The organism is Mesorhizobium sp. M0029, assembly GCF_040323735.1.
GTDB lineage: Bacteria > Pseudomonadota > Alphaproteobacteria > Rhizobiales > Rhizobiaceae > Mesorhizobium.
In genome coordinates, this window is record NZ_JAMYVF010000003.1 from 390,423 (window position 1) to 410,224 (window position 19,802).

Genomic DNA, 19,802 nt, shown 5'->3' on the forward strand with positions numbered 1-19,802 from the left:
CCTTAACTGAGAAGGCCCGTCAACCGAAAAGGAATCCGGTGCGTTTGGACATGATTGCAAGTTGCGGCAACTTCATGCGCGGCATCGGCCTCGCGGTGCTGGCGCTTGCGTTGACCATGACCATTACCATGACCGCGGCCAGTGCCGAACGCCGCATCGCCCTGGTGCTCGGCAATTCCCACTACCAGAATGCGCCCGTGCTGCCCAATCCGGTGAACGATGCGCAGGCAATGTCCGATCGCCTGAAGGGGCTGGGCTTCGAAATCGTCTCCGGCCTCGATCTCACCAAGGCGCAGACGCAGGAAAAGATCGCGCAATTCGCCAGGCAGGTGCGTGGCGCCGATATCGCGCTGTTCTTCTATGCCGGTCATGGCCTGCAGGTCTCGGGCAGGAATTTCCTGCTGGCTGTCGATGCGGCGCTGGAGGACGAGACCTCGCTCGACTTCGAAGCCGTGCAGGTGGATTTCATCCTGCGGCAGATGTCGCGCGAGACCAGCATCAGGCTGGTGTTCCTCGACGCCTGCCGCGACAACCCGCTCGCCGATGTGCTTGCCAAGGAGACTGGCGGCGACAGCACGGCAAGCAGCGGCCTTGCCGAAATACCGATCGAGAATGGCGGCGCCGGCACGCTGGTCGCCTTCGCTGCCAGTCCCAACCAGCTCGCCTATGACGGACCGGGCGAGCACTCGCCATTTTCGGCGGCGCTGCTTGCCCATATCGGCGAGGTCAACGTCTCGATCACCGAAGCGATGAACCGGGTTACGTCGGATGTGTTCAAGGCCACAGCCGGACGCCAGCGGCCCTGGATCAACGTTTCGCTGACCACCGATGTCGTGCTTCACAAGGTCGATCTCAAGGCGCCGCTGATCGTCGGCGATTCCGGCCCGGCTGCGCCCGAAGGCGATACGCAGGCGCGCACCGGCGCGGCCGCCAATCCGCCGGGTACGGACGCCGGCGAGCAGGCGCTGGAACAGCTGCGAGAGGAAATTCCGAAGCTGGGCTCGGACGCGCCAATCCTTTTCGATGTTCCGGTCAATTTCGGCGACCCGGCGATCGACGGCAAGAGCATCGCCCAACTCATCCAGGGCAAGCCGCACTTCAGTCCGGTCGAGGGCCTGGAAAAGTCCGTCTGGGACAACCAGTGCAGCAACTGTCATCAATGGACCGAGGAGCGGCTGTGCGACCAGGCCAAGACCTACGTCACCAATGATGCCTCGGTGTTGCGCCTGCAACACCCGCTGGGCACGCGCTTCAAGGTGGCACTCGGCAAATGGGCGCAAAACGGCTGCAAATGAGACCGCCAACAATGGGTTGGATCAGATTTCAATGAAATCTCATCACGATCCAGAGCAATCAGGCTCGGCGCAGCGCCTCGGTTTCGGCCAGATGGATGCCCATCTCGACAAAGGCGGTGAGCACGGAGAAACGGTCCGCCACCGCAACCCGCGCCAGTCCGGCCAGTATGCCGGCATTGACGGCATGCGCAGCCGGCAGCGGCCGCAGCCTCGACCCGTTGGTCTGCGGCGTCAGGCCATTGATGTGCCGTTGCGCCGCTAGCGCGATCCAGCCGGCAGGCGTGTGCTGCTGCGTCATCGCCGCCCCGGCGACAGCCTCCCGGCGGGTTGCATTGTTGGGGTCGCCGACCCACTCCTGGATCAGTGTCAGCGTTGCGAGGTCCTGCTCTTCGAGCAGCTCGGTCAGATGCCCCAGGCACTCATGGCCCCACCAGATTGCGGCCCGGTCAGGCAGGAGATAGGCGCAAAAGGTAATCGCTTCCTCGGGGATGCGCCCGGCCATCAGCCGGCGGCAGAACTCGAGCGAGGGTTGGTCGGTCGGAACGGCCGTCATGTCCCGGGCGACAGCCGTGTTCGCGGCGAAGAGATCGCGTGCGGTCTGGAATCGAAGCCCGTTGACCATCGCTGCTGTTATCCTCCCCCAGCCCTCACTCAACCCGCCTGCGAGGCGCGGGTCAAGTCTGTCGACCACCACATGTCCATGACGTTGTTCACAGACAAACGCCTCACGGTTTGGTATATTCCACAGCCGACCGTGATCTCGACAGATCATTGTCGAAGGGAAGAGTTGGCCCGGATCCATGGATCGGGCCTGAGTGAAAATCGGATGCTCGAAACGGGAGTAACCGTTATGCAGCGGCACATTTCAGTCTTGGCATTGGCGACCGTGCTTTTCTCGACTCACGTCTATGCCGACCCACTTCAGAAATCGGAAGACATTGTGAAGTTCTTTGCCGGCACGATCGATCACGGCGCGGCACGCGGGATTTGTGTCGGCACCGAGGACGAGTGCAAGAGCAAGACCGGCCAGAAAGAAAAGCCTCCGGAGAAGACCGGCCTCGATATGCTGATCAATTTCAGCCTGGATTCGTCCGAGCTCGACGCCAAGGCGCGCAGCGAACTCGACGAATTCGCCAAGGCGCTGAAGGACGATCGGCTGAGCAAGCTGTCCTTCGTCGTCGAAGGCTATACCGACGCATCCGGCTCGGCGACCTACAATGAGGGGCTGTCGCAGCGCAGGGCGCAGTCGGTGACGGCCTTCCTCGAATCCAACGGCATCGAAGCCACCCGCATCAAGGCGGTCGGTCTCGGCGAGGCCAATCCACGCAACCCCGACCCCTACGATCCCGTCAATCGCCGGGTCGAGATGCGGATCAGGGCGCAGTAGCGTCGCCGGCTGCGTTTTCCGGCCATCAACGCCGCGCGTCCAACGGACACGCGGCGTTTTTGTCGTTCGATGTGATCGATCAGTTCTTGAGCACGCCGCCGACCGCTACGCCGGTGCCGAAGATCAGCGCCTTGGTCAGGAAATCATTGTTGTCCCGCGGCGGCGGCTCATCCTCGCGCACGACCTCCCGGTTGCGCCTTTTCTGCACGAACTGCTGTTGTCGGCGCGGCTTCTGGGCGTACTGCTTCTTGCGTGGCTTTTCCGCCACCGGCTTCAGCGTGCGGGCCTTCTGCACCATCTGTTTTTTCGGCTTGTCCACGCCGGCCTGGTCGGCCTCATGCTTGGCACGCACGGCCTCCATCATCGGATCCGTCTGGATAACCAGGAATGCCAGTTGCTCGCGCGTCAGGAAGGTGGTCGGAGGCAGCCCGTTCCCCTCTTGCCAGTCGCCGATCGCTTGCCGGGTCTTGGCGCCGATATTGCCGTCAACGCGGCCAAGCTCGTTGCCCAGCGCCTCGACGCGCAATTGCAGGTCGATGCGGCCCTGGCGATCGAGACCGATCGCGTTCTCCGTCGCCTCGGTGCCCAGCACCTTCTTCATGTCGTCCGAAATGCCGACCGAGGTGCGCACGGCAGAACCCGAGTTCGCTTCGTCGGCATCGAGCGCTGCCACCTGCCGTTCCTGGGCTTTCGGATCGTTCAGCGCATCGATGTTGAGCCGCGCCACCGTGGCGAAGCGGCCATTCGGGAACTGTTCGAGATAGGCTTCGTAGAATGGCGCGGTGTTGCGCTTCGAGGCCTCGTCCCAAAGCCGCTGCTCGACTTCCCACGAAGGCGGTTCGCTGGTGACGAGAGCAGGAGCGGGCGCTGCCGCGGCGTTCGCGTCATCGGCGGCCGGTTTTACCATCGGTGCGGCTTCGGCGGCCGGTTTGCCAAGGAAGACCTCGCGGCCCAGCGATGCGTTGTGCCATGGCCGCTGGCGGCCTTGCGTGGTCTCGGCCACTTCGCCGCGCACCCGCGTCAGCGCGCTCTGGATCTCGACGCCGGGTTCGGTCAGGTGCCTGGCGAGCGCGGTCGAGTAGGGGCTGTCGACGCCGTTGCCGTCAAAGGCGATGGCGCCCGGATCGGTGGCATAGGCAATCAGGATGCCGCCGGTGCCGACGCCCTCTGATTTAGGGTCGATCGGCGCCAGGCCGGTGCCCAGCGCGGTGGAGCGGGTCTTCGGCATCGCGGCCGCCAGTGTGCGTGCCAGCGGATTGTCGCGGCAGGCATCGAGGATGATGACGCCGACCGCCGGGTCGGGCGGCAGTGCGGCCATGAAGTCGTCGATCTGGACAGTGCGGGTCTTGAGATAGGCAGGTGACGTCAGTTCGGCGTCGACCGGGATCAAAAAGTTCTTGCCGTCCACCTGCATGCCGTGGCCGGCATAGAAAATGACGGCGAGGTCGGCATCGGAGGACTGCTTGGTGAATTTGCTGATCAGGCTGTGCATGCCGGCATTGTCCTGGTCGACGCCCTCGATCACCTCGAAGTCGGCATTGCGCAGCGTCGATGCGATGAGATGCGCGTCATTGGCCGGATTGGGCAATTCGACGGCATGGACGTATTTGCTGTTGCCGATGACCAGCGCGACGCGTTTGACGCCACCGGCATCCGGCGCCGCCGCCTGGACGGTGCCAAGCGCGGTCAGCATTAACAGAAAAAATCCGCTCAAAAGGACGGCAAACGCTTTCATGGGATCGGCCCTCCGCCCCAATGGGGCGCGTTATTGATGGCTGCGCATGCTAAATTTCACCAGCGACTGTATCGCTTTTGCCAAAATGGCTGTTGGGCGTATGTGATCCCAGCCACAGTTTTGGTTCACAAGGACCCAAAAACCTTCCCAAATATCCGCAAACATACCATTCGCCGGCCTCAGAACCAATCGGCTTGGCGAAAGCCGGGGCAAACTGCCAGCTCTAGCCCGGCTCGAGCGTATTTTGGATCGAGCCGACCAGTGCCGTTATCGCCTGCTTGTATTTTTCGAACTCCGGCGATGTCTGGCGGACTTCCGTCGTCGTCTGCTGGCCCGCATCGGTGGTGGCGGGCGTCGGCAATTTGCGGCCCATCTTCCGTTCCGCCCAGTCGACGACGTAGCTGGCGGTCTTGCCGGCAAGAAACGGGTTGGCCTGGATAACGGACGAGCCGAGCACGGCGCTCAACTGCGCCGATCCCGGCGACGCCAGCACCTGATGTGCGCCTTCCATGCCGAGGAAATGGCAGAGATAGAGCCGGCCGGCGGTGATCTGGTGGCCACGCGCCTTGAGATAGGCTTCGCCCTCGCGCGCCAGATTGCGCACCATCTCACGCGAGATGGTGGCGTCGTAGCGCAAAGCGAGCAGGTCTGCGGTCGACAGCGAGCGCGCCAGTTCGGGACGATAGGTGTTCATCATCCGGATCCAGGTCTTGGATATGAACTGGCCGGCGCCTGTCGCCGAAGACAGCGGGTTCTTGGCCCGCGCGCTACCGCCCGATTCGACGTGGACGATACGGTCGGTCAGCGTTTCGACGGCGGGATCGCTGGAAGTGACGGCGATTGCAGCGGTCACTGTTCCGAGCGGATCGATCGCCTGACCGCTCTGATAGAGTTCGAAATGCAAATGTGGCCCGGTCGACAGGCCGGTGGTGCCGATATAGCCGATAATGTCGCCGGCCTTCACCTTGGTGCCGACACCGCTGGCGATGGCGAATTTCGACATATGCGCGTAGCGCGTCTCGCGGCCGCCGCCATGGGCGATCTTGATCACATTGCCGTAGCCGCCGCCGTCGCCCTGGAAGATGATCTCGCCGTCGAAGGCTGCTGCGATCGGGGTCCCCACGGGTGCTGCCCAGTCGACGCCCTTGTGGATGCGAACAACGCCCAGGATCGGATGCTTGCGCGGCCCGAAGGTCGACGTCATGACACCGTTGACCGGCGTCACCATGCCGTTGGCCACCGTCAGCGAGCGCACCTGGTCATCGCCCGAGACGCAGGAAAACTGGCCGTCGCTCTGCTGGAAAACGAAACAATCCAAGCTCTTTTGCGTGCCTTGGATACCGACATAGAGCACCCGTCCGTCGGTCTCGTTCTTGCCGCGCGGCGTCTGCGAATAGATCAGCACAAGACGCTGGTCCTCGCTGGCGAAAGCATCCAGATCCTGTCCGCGCGACAGATACATGATGGCTTCGCCAATGATGCCGCTCGGCACATTGTTGCGGGCCGCCGTCGAATAGATCGCGTCGAGCAGGCGGTATTGCCGTTTCTGCGTGCCTTCGGTCTCGGCGCCCGAATAATTGAACAGGTCCTCGCGCACCCACGGGTCGACGCCCGACACGAAGGCACCGGCCGCGTTGCGTGTCAGCGTGCCGACAAAGACGTTCCTGGCGTAGATCGAGACCTGCATCAGCGACATCGTCGTGGTCTCGCGCGTCGGCCTAAAGCCGCGCATCGCCACGACATAACCAGGCTGCAGGCCGTCCTTGTCGAACAGCGCCTTCAGCGCCTCGCCGGCAAGCTTTGCGTCGTCGGCGGAAAAATGCGCATCGAGCGCCACGCTGTCCAGGCTGCGGTCGTTGAGGATTTTCACGAAAATGTCCTGGGTCGCCTCGAAGCGCTGGTATTCCGAGCTGACGTTGGCAACGCTGGTGTTGTTTTCGACCGGTGTCTTCTGAAAGGCGGGGAGTGCTGCTTCGCCCTCATCGATGGTCTCGCCCCAGCCGGCCTCGGGGTCATCGGCCGCCGCCGATGCACCCGGAGCGACCTGCGGGTCAGGAGCTGGGCCGGAGGCCGCCGGAGCCCCGTCCGCGCCGGGCGATGGTTGAAGATCGTTCTGCAGGTCATTCTGCGGATCGCTGGGTTCGGCGGGTGGCGCGACCGCGGTCTTCCGCTGCGCCTGAAAGAAAGCGAAATCCTCTTGCGTCGAGGGGATCGTCGTCATGAATTTTTCGCTGGCGCTCAGCATCACGTCGGAGAGAACCATGATCTGAGGGGAGATGCCGGCCTGGTCGAGCTCCGCCGGGCGCGGCATCCCGCGGCTCTTGGCAGCGCCCGCCTCCGGCGCCAGTGTGATCCACATCGGGTCGCCGGCAAGGTCGATGATGGCCGGCACGTAGACCGATGCGTCGGCCGGCACGTCGTCCGAGCCTTCGACGGCGTGCAGTTCCTCGTCTTCGTCGCCGAACGACCAGTAGTCGGCGGTAAGATAAAAGCCGGTGGCAATCGCGGCGAGGACGATTGTCGCCAGGCCAGCCGCCAGCCCGAGCCAGATCCTGCGCCTGCGCAGCGCGGCGCGCGCCTGCTTCTTTGCTTTGAAGCTGGTGTCGATGCTGTGCGTCACGGCGCGCTTCCGGTCAGGAAGAAGGTCCAGCGCACCTGTTCCTGGGTGTCGACTTCGAGAAACTTCGCCGCGATATGGCCGCGCTGCCAGCATTCATCGATGCCGCGGATCGAGAACCGCCGCCGCTCGATGCACATGTCGGTGGAGCCTGCCAGAATGGCGTGGCCGAACACATCCGTCGCGTAGATGTAGATGTAGCGGTTGGTCAGCTCCTCGCGGATGACGTTGACGCATTGATTGGCGCCGATGGTCCACCAGCCATCGGTCTGGTCGGCATCGTCGACCTTCTGGCCGACGGCAAGATTGACGACGTCGAGCGTCTGGTTGCAGACGGTGAATTCGGCGCGCGCTTGCCCGGTGGAAAGAAGCGCCAGCAACAGCGTCGCGACCGCGCTCGCGGCGAGCTTCACCCGCACGTTCCGGGCAAGCAGGACGGGATCTCGGCGACGACGTTGCATCGGCGTCGGTGCTAGCCGCCGAGGCGGAAATATTTGGCGGTCGCCGAAAATGCCGAACTCCTGGCGCCGATCTCGTCGAGTATCCTGGGCAACAGCACCGAGGCCGGCGTCGGCGTTGTGAAGTCCGCCGCCTTAATGTCCTGCGGCCCGGTGATCACCATGATGATCTGCGGCAACGCCTTGCCTGCCGCCTTGTCGGCGGCGCCGAGCCCGATCGGGATCGAGAAGGTCGCCTTGTCGGCTTGTACGACAACATGATCGTCGAGGTTGAAGGCGATGCCCCTGTGGTCGATCAGGAACACGCTCGACACCAGCCCGCCATGCGTCATCAGCGTGCCGTCGATCGGCGAGCCGTCCGGCACCGATGTCTGGTCGAGGACAAGCTGCGGCCTGTCGGCCGTGCTCGCGCCCATGAAACGCAGGAAGCCGGTGATCCCGCATTGCGGGGGCTGGATAAGGCGGACGCTGATATCCGGCTCGACATGGAACTTCGCCTGGAATTCCCCAAGCAACTGTTCGAAGGGTGGCACCGACGTGCCGAAGCCCTCGATCGCGACGCCCTTGTCGGCGGCCGACGTCACCGTCGCAAAAAAACAATCACCACCATTGAAGGCGCGTACCCAGGTGACCCGCTCCGCGGCCGCATCGGCCGGTGGCGGCACCTCCGGCTTGGGCACGTTCATGGCAATGTCGGGCTCTGCGGACTTGTCGGCCTGCTCGCCGCTGGCGATGTTGGGCCGGCTTGGGTTGGGCTCTGCGGTCGTTTCAGGCGCCTGCGTGTCCGGCTTGGGGGCCAGCGTGTCCGGCTTGGGCGCCTGCGTGTCCGGCTTGGGCGCCTGCGCGGTCGGTTCAGGCGCCTGCGCCTTGGGCTCGGGCGGTTGAGCGGTGGGTTGCGGCGCCGGTGCTGTGGGCGTGGGTGCCTGGGCCGTTGGTTCAGGTGTTTGCGTGGCCGGCGCTGTCGCCTTGGGCTCTACCGGCGGACTGACAGGCTCGGGGTTCTTCGCGGCATCGGACTGTGACGGGCCGGATGGCGGTTGCAGCGCGACGGTCTTGTCGATTGGTGCGGCCGGCAGCGGGGCCGTAGCGCTCGACGCGACTGGTGGCGTCGGCTGCGGCTCGACCGGCGCTTTGGCCTGATCTTCAGCCGCAGTCTCCGCTGGTTGCGGCTTTGGCACCGTCTTCTCGACCGGCGCAGTGTCCGGAACGGGCTTGTCAGCGACGATCGGCTTTGTCAGTTCGGGTTGGAGCGGCTTGCCGGTGTCGGTGACGCGAGGCCGGTCTCCGAATCCCACGATACCCGATGCATAGAGCCCTCCAAGCGATACCACGGCCACCGCCGACAGCACCGCGATCGTCAGATTTCTGCCTGTAGTAGCACGCTTCGGCGGTGTGCTTGCTCGTCTGGGAGTTTCAGCAGCCGGTTTCGGCTGCGACAGGTGCGCCGGGCGCACGTGCGGCACGAAAGACGGCTCCGCCGTGCCGCTTGGCGGGGCCGAACCGAAGCCTTGGGCCGGCGAGTCCCCGACCTTCGAGACAGGCCCTGCGGTCTGCCCGGTTCGCGGCAGACCGGGCCGGGGCGCGAGCGATGCCGGCGGCAAGGTTGCGTCGCTGTCGTCGCGCGTCAACCGGGCGATTTCGGCCATGCTGGCCGGTCGATCATCCGGGTCAGGCTGCAGCATCGCTTCGACAATGTCCCTGAAATCGGCATCGATGCCGGAGAGATCAGGGACGGTCCGCCGTTTTTCGACGATCTCGTATTGCGAGCCGCCCATATCGATCGGCTTGCCGCGCAGCGCCGCCGCCAGCACCAGCCCCAGGCTGTAGATGTCGGACTGTTCGCTGACCTCGCCGCCATAGAGCCCGAGCTGCTCGGGGGAGACGTAATTGTATTTTCCGGCAAACTTGCCGCCGATCAGCGTCTCGCCACCGACCGCGGCCGATCGCGCAATGCCGAAATCGATGATCTTTGCCCGCTCGACCCGGCCGCCCGGCAGGATGATGTTGTCGGGCGACAGATCGCGGTGGATGGCGCCGGCCTGGTGCACGGCGCTCAGGCCCGAGGCCAGCCGGTGGCACAGTTTGCGCACATCCGGAGTCGCCATCGCCCCGCCGCGCATGACGTCGTACAGCGACTGGCCGTCGACGAATTCCATCGCCAGATAGGGCCGCCCGATGCCGGGATCTATGGTGAAGACGTGGTAGCGCACGACCGCGTCATGCGACAGATGGTTGAGGATCGAGGCTTCCTTGCGAAACAGCGACAGGATCGTCTGATCGCGGGCGAATTCCGGCAGCACGATCTTGATCGCGACATGATCGCCGGTCTGGATGTTGTGGCCGCGATAGACTTCGCCCATGCCGCCCGACGCGATGCGTTCGTCGAGCTCGTAGATGCCGCTGAGCTGCGTGCCGACGCTGGTATCCGCCATGTTGGGCAATAGCCGGGTCTTGTCGTCGGAGCTCATCGGTCACGGCCTTCTGCTCGGGACAGGCCATTGCCTTTGTCTCTGATCTTGACCAGAACGATGGTGACGTTGTCCGTGCCGCCGCGCTCAAGCACCATGGAAAGCAGCTTTTCGCAGGCAGCCTGCGGCGCTGCCGAGAGCACTGCAGCCGCAATCTCCGCGTCACTGACATGCGCCGTCAGGCCGTCCGTGCTGAGGATGAAAATGTCGCCGGCAAGGGTCTCTCCCTGCTGGAAGTCGATGGCGATTTCGTCGTTGACGCCGATGGCGCGGGTGATGACGTTGCGGCGCGGCCAGTTCTCCGCTTCGGCCGCGCTGATCGCGCCGCTGTCGAGCAGTTCCTGGACCTCGGTGTGGTCGCGCGAAATCTGCGAGATCGCGGCGTTGCGCACGAGATAGACGCGGCTGTCGCCCGACCACAGGCAGGCGAACCTGCCGTCCATGGCCAGCAGTGCGGCAACGGTGGAGCCGATGGTCACGCCGCGTGAGCGCGAAATCCGGCGGATCTCGGCATGCGCCCGGTTCAGCCGATCCTCAAAGCGGGCGCGCAGATCCGGCGCCGAACTGGCGATGCCGATCGTCGCCAGATGCTCGACAATGCTTGCCGAAGCGACTTCTCCGGCCTCGTGCCCGCCCATGCCGTCGGCCACCACCCAGAGGCCGATCCGCGGCTCGACCAGAAAGCTGTCCTCATTGTGGTCGCGCACGCAGCCCTTGTGGCTCACGCCGTAGCTCTCAAAGGCGGCATCGTTCACTTGCCTACGCTCCGCAACGCCTTGGCTGACGTGCCTGGCCAGTCTGCCACAGCCCCATTCATTAGAGTATCGAAATCTAAGCCGCTGATGACGGACGGTGTGGTGCCGCCGCTGTCTCTGCGTCCTGCAATCGCTGGTCCTGCCATGCAATTCCCCATCAGAAAGCCTTCGGACAGCTGAACGCGGAGAGCGCCGGCAGCGTGAACGGATTACCGTCCTCCCCGGTCTTGATCGTGTAGGCGACATCGCGCCCGCCGATGAGGAAATGCGCTTCGAGACTGTCGCCATTGGCGGTGACCTGCCCCTTGTCCAGCAATCGTTTCAACGCCCAGGGACCGTCGAACTTGATTGCGGACTCGCGGCCGGGCAGCTCCGGCGTCAGGCTGAGACTGGCCGAACCGGTCTTGCCCGGCCACGGAATCAGGCCCGGCGTGTTGCCGGCTTGGGTGGCCTGCAGCACCTGGCCGTCGATATTGAGCAGCGCCATGTCGGCATCGCCATGCAGCGACAGCGGCGTGAAGGTGATGTTGATCGACGGCACCGGCCCGCCGAGCGGAAAGAAAGCCGCGCGGATTTGTGCCGCGAGCTGAAAGTTCTTCAGCGTCGATTTCGCCAGATTGCGGCCGAACCTGGTGTCCTGTTTCCAGTCCCAGTCCTGGCCGCTCATGTCGACCAGCGACGCCAGGTTCTGCGCGAAAAACCGGTCGAGAACCCCGCCCGGAGAAAACAATCTGGCAAAATCCGCCATGGCGACATCGTCGGTACCGGCGGGGGCGAATGGAAAGCGCCCGGCAATCATCTCTTCGCACGGACGGCCGACGGTCTCCTCCAGCATCTCGTTGAGATGCGTGGTCGATGTTTCGGCGACGGTGCCCTCGAAATCGTCCGCCGCCGCGCTCACCATCCTGGCCAGCGCCTTCGGCAGCCGCGAGGCGTTGGCGCGTAGAGTCGATATCTGCAGCTGCAGATTGGCGTTGGCCTGGTCCGTCTGGGCGGGGACATCGGCGGCCAGCCGCACGCTCTGATAGATTTCGCGGAAATTCTGGGTCAGGGCGTCGAGCGGCCGCTGCCCCGGCGCCCCGGCCACCAAAGCCTGGAAAGACCGGAACTGGGCTTCGATGTTGGCGCCGGGATCCTGGTTCTGCGTACTGACAAAGGCGGTCCCGGCCCTGCTCTGCGATTTGCGCGCTGCAAGCTCGATGCCGATGCGGGCGAGGCCCTTGGCGCGTGCCGCGATTTCCTGGCCGCTGTCTTGAGACGGCGCAGCCGGATTGCGCTCTTGCGTCAAAGCTGTTTCGCGCGCGATCGCCTCGAACAGCTGCATCAGCGGCGAACTCGGTGATCCCGCTGCGGACAGCGCCAGATATTGCGGTTTGTCGGCGGCCATTGCCTTGAACTTCAACCTGTCGAGCACCTCGTTCCACGCCGCCGCAAAGCCCTTGCCATAGCGATCGAGCAGCTCCGGGCCGAGCTTGAGCAATTCCTGGTCGAAACCGCCTTGCTCGCCGCTCGAGCCGATCACCCATTGATCGTCGACCAGCGCCTGCGCGCTCCTGGCAAGTTGCGCCAGATAGAAGTCGAAGCCGGCATGGGTGTAGAGACCGGGGACGCGAAGGCCGGCGAGATCGTTTCCGTCATTGCGCTCGAACAGCATCGGCGCCTCCGCGCCGGCTTGCGATGACACCGAAAAATCGTCCAGCGCCGCCGCATAGGTGGCCGACTGGATGAGCGCGGTGGCGCGATCGGCAAGGCTCATGCGGCCGAGCGAGCGCTGGGCGGATTCGACCAGCGCGCGGTTGAGTTCGAACGAGGGATCCTGGTCATCGTCGAGCGCCAGCATGGCGCGCAAATGCTTCTCCAGTTGCGCCCGGCCGTCGCGATTGTGGGCGCCGGGATAGCGGTTCTGTTCCCAGTCCCGCTTCAGCCAGGTGACGACCAGCTCGTCATCCACTTTCGGCGCCTTGCCGCCCAGCATCAGGTAAATCTTCAACGGCTCGTACAGCGCCATCGGATCGGCCATCCTGGCCTCGATCGTGCGTTCGAGCTGGAACAGCAGGCGCGAGCGGAACATCCGCTCCAGCCCCTGCCGGTAGGCGGTCTCGGAGGCCGAAAGGATACGCTCACGCTGGCTGAGGCCGAACGTCGCCGTGGCCGGGGTGGGCTGGTCTCTCGTATCGTAGCCGGCCGGCAGGCCGCGCAGCGCATCGAGCGCGCCGATGACGGTTTCGAGGTCGGCATCCAACACCGTCGTGCTGGCCAGCAGCGGCGCGGCTGTCGCGCGGTATTGGCCTGCCGCCTGGCCGGTCGCGGCGACCAGCGATTTGTTGGTCGTAAAGCTCAGGCCGAGAACGCCAAGCGCGGCGATCGCTATGGCCGCGATCGCTGTCAGGCCGGCGTAGCGGGCGATCGCAACGCGCCTGTCGGCCGCCCTGTCATAGGACACCCAGCCGGACTCGGCGAAAATGACGCGGCTCAACAGATCGTGCAGGAAGAAGCTTTTGCCGGTGCCGGAAAGATGCGCCTGGGCATTCCTGCCGAAACTGCGGCCTATGCTGCCCAGCAACTGGTCGATCGGCGTGCCTTCCTGCGTGCCGGAAGAAAAATACAGGCCGCGCAGGGGGGCGTTCAGCTGCTTGCGCGTCGGCTCGAAAACGCCCTCGAGGAAATTCACGATCCGGCCTTTCAGCGCACCGAGCTGCGCGGCGAAGCCGAAAATGGCGATGCGCGCGACCGGATCGGTCTCCGCCTGCAGCCGCTCGCTCATCTCTTCGGTCAGGCGCTTCACCAGCGCGTCGAATTCGGCTGGCGCTTCCGCGACCATGTTCAGGCCGCGCTCGGCGGTCTGGAAGGTCGCGCCCCACACCTTGCGCCGGCGTGCTTCGTCGAAACCGCCGAAATATTCCATGAATCCGGAGACCAGGTCGGCCTTGGTGAACAGCACATAGACGGGAAAGCGGACCTTCAGGACCTCGTGGATTTCCTGCAGGCGGCTGCGGATCTCGGCGACGCGGGCCGCCTGCTCGCTGTCCGCCATCAGATCGGAAAGGCTGATCGCCAGGATGACGCCATTGATCGGCTGGCGCGTCCGGTGCCGCTTGAGCAGCGACAGGAACGCCAGCCAGCTTTTGCTGTCGGTCCGTGCATGGGAATCCTGCGTCGTGTAGCGCCCGGCCGTGTCGATCAGCACCGCCTCGTCGGTGAACCACCAGTCGCAATTGCGCGTGCCGCCGACGCCTGCCACCGGCTGCGCCTGGCCCGACCCGGCAAGCGGAAAGTTCAGGCCGGAATTGACCAGCGCGGTGGTCTTGCCGGCGCCCGGCGGGCCGATGACGATGTACCAGGGCACGTCGTAGAGGAAGTTGCGCTTGCCGCTCGATTGCCTGAGCGTCGCGACCGCTTCGTTCATGCGAGCTTCCAGCACCTTTGCATCGCTGCCGTCATCCTCGGCGCTGGCCATGGCGGCCTCCAGCGCCTTCTGCGCCTTGCGCCTGCGCCAGAACCGGGTTGCATAGATGATCGCCACCGTTCCGACGACGATGCCGATGATCGCTGCCCGCAGCCAGATGGGATCCAACGGCCGGGCGCCGGCAAAGCGGATTAACGGGCCGGCGTACCAGACCGCGGCTGCAAAGCCGGCGAGCGCGAGCGCGCTGAAGATGCGCAGCAGCCAGCCGGTCACAGCATCTCCTCCCGCGGGATCATTACATCGACACGGCGGTTTTTGGCGCGGCCCTCCGGCGTTGCATTGTCGGCGATGGGCTCGTCCTCGCCCTTGCCCTCGACCTTTGTCCGCGACGGATCGCTGAAATGCGCTGCGATCCTCTTTTCCACCGACTGGGCACGTGCGACGGAGAGGTCGAAATTCGATTTGAAGGCGCTGGTCTTCTTCGGTTTGACATTGTCGGTGTGGCCGACGATCCGGATCGGCCCGCGCTCCGCATCGAGAGCCGCCGCGATGCTGGCGGCCACCGGCTCGAACTCCGGTTTGACCTCGGCTCGTCCCGACTGGAACAGCAGGGCGTTGCTGATTTCCACGATGATGAAATCACCCTTGGTGCCGACGCTGACGCCGCCGGCTTCGATCTCCTTGGCCAAGGCAGTGCGGATGCGATCGACCTGCGCAATCGTCGTTGGCGCTGCGACGACCTTCACCTCCTCGGTCAGCGGGACGAAGCCGGTGCGCTCGATGGTGACCGGCGTCGCCGGATTGAGCGCCAGCAACTCGCTGGCAACAGCCTCGCCATCATTGGTGATGAGCACGCGCAGCGTGAAAAAGGCTGCGGTCAAAACTGCCGCGGTTGCAGCGGCTATGGCCCAGAGCGGAACCCGTCTGGAGCCTTGCGCCGATGTGACCGACAAGCCTTGCCAGCGCGGCGAGATGTCGTCGTCACCGAGGACGCGGAAATAGGCTGATGTCTCGTAGACGTCGCGGCGGACCCGTTCGAGGCTCTCGCGCGGCTGGCCGCGATACTGGCCTTCGAAGCCAAGCGACAGGCAGACATGCATCAGCTCGATGAGATTGCGATGAGGTTCCGGCGTCGCCAGCACCGTGTTCAGCGCCTGGAAAAAACCGGCACCGGTGGGTTTGACCTGGAAGAAGCGCTGCAGCATGGCGTCCTGCGCCCACGCATCCCGGCTGGAACCGGGCAGATTGGCGACGATATCGTCGGCGGTTTCGCAAAGCACATAGCTGGCGATGCGCGCATCCTCTTCCGAGGTATCGGTCCTGGCGATCTTGCGGTCGAAATCCTCGATCAGGCCGGCGACATGCTGCGCCAGCGGCTCGGCCGGTCTTTCGACAGCCATCAGCCGCAGATGCCCAAGCAGTATCAGCAAGGGCGCCGCGGCAGCGACGATCGGGTTGGCCGCGCCATAATCGACGGCATCGCTGGCGCCGAGCAGCGCATCCCATGGCGGTTTCCCCGCCGTCCCGGCTGAGCCGTGAACGGGCGGATCGGCCGGCGCGTTGGCGAAGGGCGTTCCCTGATAGATCACCGTCCCCGTGACGTCGGACGGCGGCTGGCGGCCGGCGTTGGGATCGGAAACCGTGGGTTCCGGGACGCTGGCAGGGGCGATCACCGTACTGCCGGGGGCCGGCGCATCGCGGGCGAGAACCGTCTTTTGCTTGCGGCCGGGATTGGGGCGGCTGGGGCGGATGACGGTTTTGCCGGTCGGATCGAAAGGATCATCCTTCGAGCTCATCGCCGATCCCTGCCTCTACGCCCGCGCGCCGCGACGCACAGCGCCATGTCCGCGCAAACGCGGACCGCAGGACGCTATCTCGCCGTGACATGACATGTGCCGCAGACCCCCGAGGTCGACCAACCGTACCCGCGTGCTCAATCGTCGTATGTGATCGTAGTCTCAGAAGGTTGCGATGGAAACCCGGCGCAATTTTGGTGGCCGGCCCGTGCTCGGGTCGCCTTCACGGTGTCTTCAGCGGTGCGCGGGCTTAGCCCTTGCCGGTCTTCGGTTTGGCGGCCTTGGCATAGGCTTCACTGAAATAGGTGAGGAATATGTCCAGCATGCCATTCTCGTGCGCTTCCTCCTTGGCCCGCCAGGTCGCGACCAGCGCGTCCCAGGCGCGCGTTTTCTTCGAGGCAAAGGAGGATGGCGGCAGTTTTTTCGCAATCGCCTCGGGCGACAGATCGTCAAGCAACCGCGACAGCGCTGCCTGCATGGCGGCGAAGGTGGCGAATTCATGTGTTTTGAGGTCGTGGAAAGCGTCTTCGATGCTGTGCCTGGCATCGAGATAGCCGGCCCTGCGCCGCGCGAACATGATGTCGAGGATTTCGTCTGTCCCCGGCACGAACTTTAGCGGATTGTTGTCGGCGGGATTGATCATGGTCCGGTCGCTGGTCTTGGCCAGGACTTTTGCAGCGGCGCGCGCCTTCAACAGCAACACCAGCTCGTCGACGACGATGCGCAGCACCGCGCCGATCTCGCCGGCTACCTCCTGCGGTTGGCGCAGCAAAAGCACCTCTGGCGGAATGCCGGCGCCGGCGGCAATCGCGCGCAGGATCTCGTCGGCTTGCTGCGGCCGGCTGGAGACCGAAGCGGGTGGCGCGGTCGGTGGCCGTGGCGAAGCGGCACGGTCTGGAAAGGATCCAGCAATGGGCATCTGCCGTTGCGTCGAACCATGGCCGCCGAAGGCTGGGTTCCCGTCATCGATCGATACCGAGACGATATAGCGGCCGATCCGGAGCCGGTCACCTTGCGCCAACCGGTGCGGGCCGGTCAGGCGCTGGCTCGAGCCGTTGACGAATGTGCCGTTGCGCGAGACGTCGTGGAGAAAAAAGGCACCGCCTTCGTAGCGGATTTCGCAATGTCGGCCGGAGATGAACTTGTCCGGATCGGGCAAGGTCCAGGCGCAGTTCTCCCGCCCGATCTCGAAGCCGCGGTCGCGCGATGCGTAGCCGGGCGGCAGCCCGGCAGGCAGGACATCGACATTGCTGATCTGCAGACTGATGAACATGCGCTATGGACCGTCGACCGCTGCCGTTTCCATTGATCCGATGTGCCACAGTCTAGCAGCTTGCGGGCACAGCGGGAGAGCGGCGTTTCACACTGGCGAAAGCGGCGCAAACAGCAACTGCCTGCCGCTTGTCCTCTTTGGTCTGCCATAGAACATGTGGTAGGCTCAACATGGCTTGGGTGGCAAGTTGCGGAATATCCCTGAACGTGAGGTCGTTAACACAAGAAGGGCTTCGAACCTGCCACACTAGCGCTCAGGAGGGGCACGACCCATGCCGAGTGAACAACGCGCCGCGCTTGTGCAGACGCCGGTCGGCGCCGAACTGTTGACTTTCACGCATCTCGTCGGCCGCGACGAGATCAGCCGCTGCCTTGCCTACACCGTTGGATTTGTCTCGACCAATGCCGATATCGACCCGCTGAAGATGCTGGGCGGCGCCGTTTCGATCGAAGGGGAGGCCGACCCCAAGCGCTGGTTCAGCGGCCTCATCGCCGAGTTTCGCCTTACCCGCATCGAAGATCGGCTGGCTCACTACGAGGCGGTCGTCAGGCCGTGGCTGTGGTTCCTCGGCAATACCACCGACTGCCGCATTTTCCAGGACAAGACTGCCGTCGAGATCGTGGAGGAGATCTTCTCCAAATATGGCGGCATCGCCAAGTTCGAGAAGCGCTTGCAAGGCTCCTATCCGTCGCGCGAATATTGCGTGCAGTACGACGAGAGCGACCTCGATTTCGTGCAGCGGCTGCTCGAGCATGAAGGCATAATGTACTTCTTCGAGCATGCCGAGGGTGAGCACACACTGATCCTGGCCGACGCCATGAGCAAGCTCAAGCCGACGCCGGGTTATGAGACGGTGCTCTATCAGTTCGAAGGGCAGGGCTCGCGCCGCGACGTCGAGTACATCACCGACTGGATTCCAGGCAGCGCGGTGCGCCCCGGCGCCTATGCCCACACCGACTATGACTTCGAAAAACCCGCCGCCGATTTGATGGCGAAGTCGGCGCAGCCCTTCGGCCACAAGCAGGCCGCCGGCGAGAACTATCGCCACCCCGGCGCGCATCTGGAAGTCGGGCGCGGCGACAGCCTGGCGGCGATCAGGCGCGAAGAAATCCAGGCGCCGCATATGCGCATTGCCGCTGTCGGCACCGTGCGCGGCCTGTTCTCCGGCTGCACCTTCAAGCTCGACGGCTTTCCGCGCGACGACCAGAACAAGGAGTATCTGGTGATCAGCGCCGAGTACCGGCTGTTCGATCCGGGCTATCGCGCCGGCGTCGACACCGATGGCGAGAATTTCAAGGTGGTGCTCGGTGTGGCGCCGACCTCAGTTGCTTATCGGCCGCCGCGCATCACGCCAAGGCCGATCATGCGCGGGCCGCAGACGGCGACGGTCGTCGGTCCGTCCGGCGAGGAGATCTTCACCGACAAATATGCCAGGGTGAAGGTGCAGTTCCACTGGGACCGCCTCGGCAAGAAGGACCAGAAGAGCTCCTGCTTCGTGCGGGTGTCGCAGACCTGGGCCGGAAGCGGCTGGGGCTTCATCCAGATCCCGCGCATCGGCCAGGAAGTGATCGTCGATTTCATCGAAGGCAATCCGGACCTGCCGATCATCACCGGCCGGGTCTACAACGCCTCGCAGATGCCGCCCTACGGACTGCCTGGCAACGCCACGCAGTCCGGCTGGAAGTCCAACTCGTCGAAGGGCGGTGGCGGCTACAACGAACTGATGTTCGAGGACAAGGCCGGCTCGGAGCTGGTCAACTTCCAGGCGCAGAAGGACCACCACCTTCTGATCAAGAATGATCGCCAGAAGCTGGTCCAGCACGACCAGTCCGACCGCATCGACCACGACGCCAAGCACTCCGTCGGCCACAACCTCGACGAGGACGTCGGCAACAACAAGACGGTCAAGGTCGGCGTCGACCAGACGACCAATATCGGGTCGAACGACACCGAGACGGTGGGCAAGAACCGCTCACTGACGGTGGGGGTCGATGAGACGATCAACATCGGCTCGAACTCGACCGAGACGATCGGCGCCAACCACACCCAGACCGTCGCGATCGTGCAGACGGTGACTGTTGGCGCGGCGCGGGTCGATTCGGTCGGAGCATCCGAGACCCGAACTGTGGGCGGTCCGCAGACGAACACGATCGGTGCGACGCGGTCGGTCACCGTAGGTGCTGCGCAGAGCCACGATATCGGCGCGGCTGATAGCTGGAACATCGCGGCGGCGCAAAGCGTCAATGTTGGCGCCGATCAGAGTTTCACCATCGGCGGGGCACAGTCGTCGCAGATCGGCAAGGGCAGGTCGGCAAAAATCGCTGCGGACGACGCAACCGATGTCGGCGGCGGGCACGCGCTCAAGGTCGGCAAAGGCAGCGGAATCCAGATAGCCGAAGACAGTGTGATCAAGGTCGGCAAGAATCTGATGATCGAGGCGGCCGACTCGATCACGCTCAAATGCGGTTCGGCCTCGATCACGATGAAAAAGGATGGCACCATTGTCGCTGATGGGAAGGATATTACCCTCAAGGGCAGCGGCAAGATCACCGTCAAGGCCGACGGCGAGGTGATCGTCAAGGGCAGCACGATCAACAACAATTGAGGGCATC

General features: G+C 64.3%; 12 protein-coding genes. 3 read left to right on the plus strand and 9 right to left on the minus strand.

The window, feature by feature from the left end; translation table 11 throughout:
- The first annotated feature begins 50 nt into the window (after positions 1-50).
- On the plus strand, positions 51-1,295 hold the full coding sequence (locus NKJ76_RS07905; protein ID WP_352537178.1) for a caspase family protein: 1,245 nt from the start codon (positions 51-53) through the stop codon (positions 1,293-1,295).
- Between the two features lie 58 nt (positions 1,296-1,353).
- Here NKJ76_RS07905 and NKJ76_RS07910 read toward each other — a convergent pair whose 3' ends face one another.
- On the minus strand, positions 1,354-1,917 hold the full coding sequence (locus NKJ76_RS07910) for a DUF6931 family protein (RefSeq protein WP_023687008.1): 564 nt from the start codon (positions 1,915-1,917) through the stop codon (positions 1,354-1,356).
- Positions 1,918-2,145: 228 nt separating this feature from the next.
- Here NKJ76_RS07910 and NKJ76_RS07915 point away from each other — a divergent pair, with 228 nt between their 5' ends.
- A complete protein-coding gene (locus NKJ76_RS07915; RefSeq protein WP_352537145.1) occupies positions 2,146-2,682 on the plus strand; it encodes an OmpA family protein in 537 nt (178 codons plus the stop codon).
- A 79-nt stretch (positions 2,683-2,761) separates the two neighbouring features.
- On the opposite strand, the gene NKJ76_RS07920 is transcribed toward NKJ76_RS07915, so the two are convergent.
- From NKJ76_RS07920 to tagH, 8 genes are all read right to left on the minus strand, one after another.
- A complete protein-coding gene (locus tag NKJ76_RS07920; RefSeq protein WP_352537146.1) occupies positions 2,762-4,375 on the minus strand; it encodes a caspase family protein in 1,614 nt (537 codons plus the stop codon).
- 265 nt (positions 4,376-4,640) lie between these two features.
- On the minus strand, positions 4,641-7,037 hold the full coding sequence (locus NKJ76_RS07925) for a M23 family metallopeptidase (protein WP_352537147.1): 2,397 nt from the start codon (positions 7,035-7,037) through the stop codon (positions 4,641-4,643).
- Positions 7,034-7,495 (minus strand): DUF1036 domain-containing protein, encoded by a 462-nt coding sequence (locus NKJ76_RS07930; RefSeq protein ID WP_023667922.1) that lies wholly within the window; start codon positions 7,493-7,495, stop codon positions 7,034-7,036. The genes NKJ76_RS07925 and NKJ76_RS07930 overlap by 4 nt, the downstream gene beginning before the upstream one ends.
- Before the next feature lie 11 nt (positions 7,496-7,506).
- Entirely contained in the window at positions 7,507-9,960 is a 2,454-nt protein-coding gene (locus NKJ76_RS07935; RefSeq protein ID WP_352537148.1) for a serine/threonine-protein kinase, read from the minus strand.
- Positions 9,957-10,715, minus strand: coding sequence for a PP2C family protein-serine/threonine phosphatase (locus NKJ76_RS07940; protein ID WP_023692196.1), 759 nt, complete (start codon positions 10,713-10,715; stop codon positions 9,957-9,959). The genes NKJ76_RS07935 and NKJ76_RS07940 overlap by 4 nt, the downstream gene beginning before the upstream one ends.
- A gap of 157 nt (positions 10,716-10,872) precedes the next feature.
- Positions 10,873-14,394: a type VI secretion system membrane subunit TssM gene (gene tssM / locus NKJ76_RS07945; RefSeq protein ID WP_352537149.1), complete on the minus strand. Its 3,522-nt coding sequence runs from the start codon at positions 14,392-14,394 to the stop codon at positions 10,873-10,875.
- A complete protein-coding gene (gene tssL, locus NKJ76_RS07950; protein WP_352537150.1) occupies positions 14,391-15,917 on the minus strand; it encodes a type VI secretion system protein TssL, long form in 1,527 nt (508 codons plus the stop codon). The genes tssM and tssL overlap by 4 nt, the downstream gene beginning before the upstream one ends.
- Positions 15,918-16,167: 250 nt before the next feature.
- Entirely contained in the window at positions 16,168-17,190 is a 1,023-nt protein-coding gene (tagH, locus tag NKJ76_RS07955; RefSeq protein ID WP_352537151.1) for a type VI secretion system-associated FHA domain protein TagH, read from the minus strand.
- Positions 17,191-17,461: 271 nt separating this feature from the next.
- On the opposite strand from tagH, the gene NKJ76_RS07960 reads away from it, so the two are divergent.
- Positions 17,462-19,795, plus strand: a complete 2,334-nt coding sequence (locus NKJ76_RS07960; RefSeq protein ID WP_352537152.1) for a type VI secretion system Vgr family protein — start codon at positions 17,462-17,464, stop codon at positions 19,793-19,795.
- Positions 19,796-19,802: the final 7 nt, after the last annotated feature.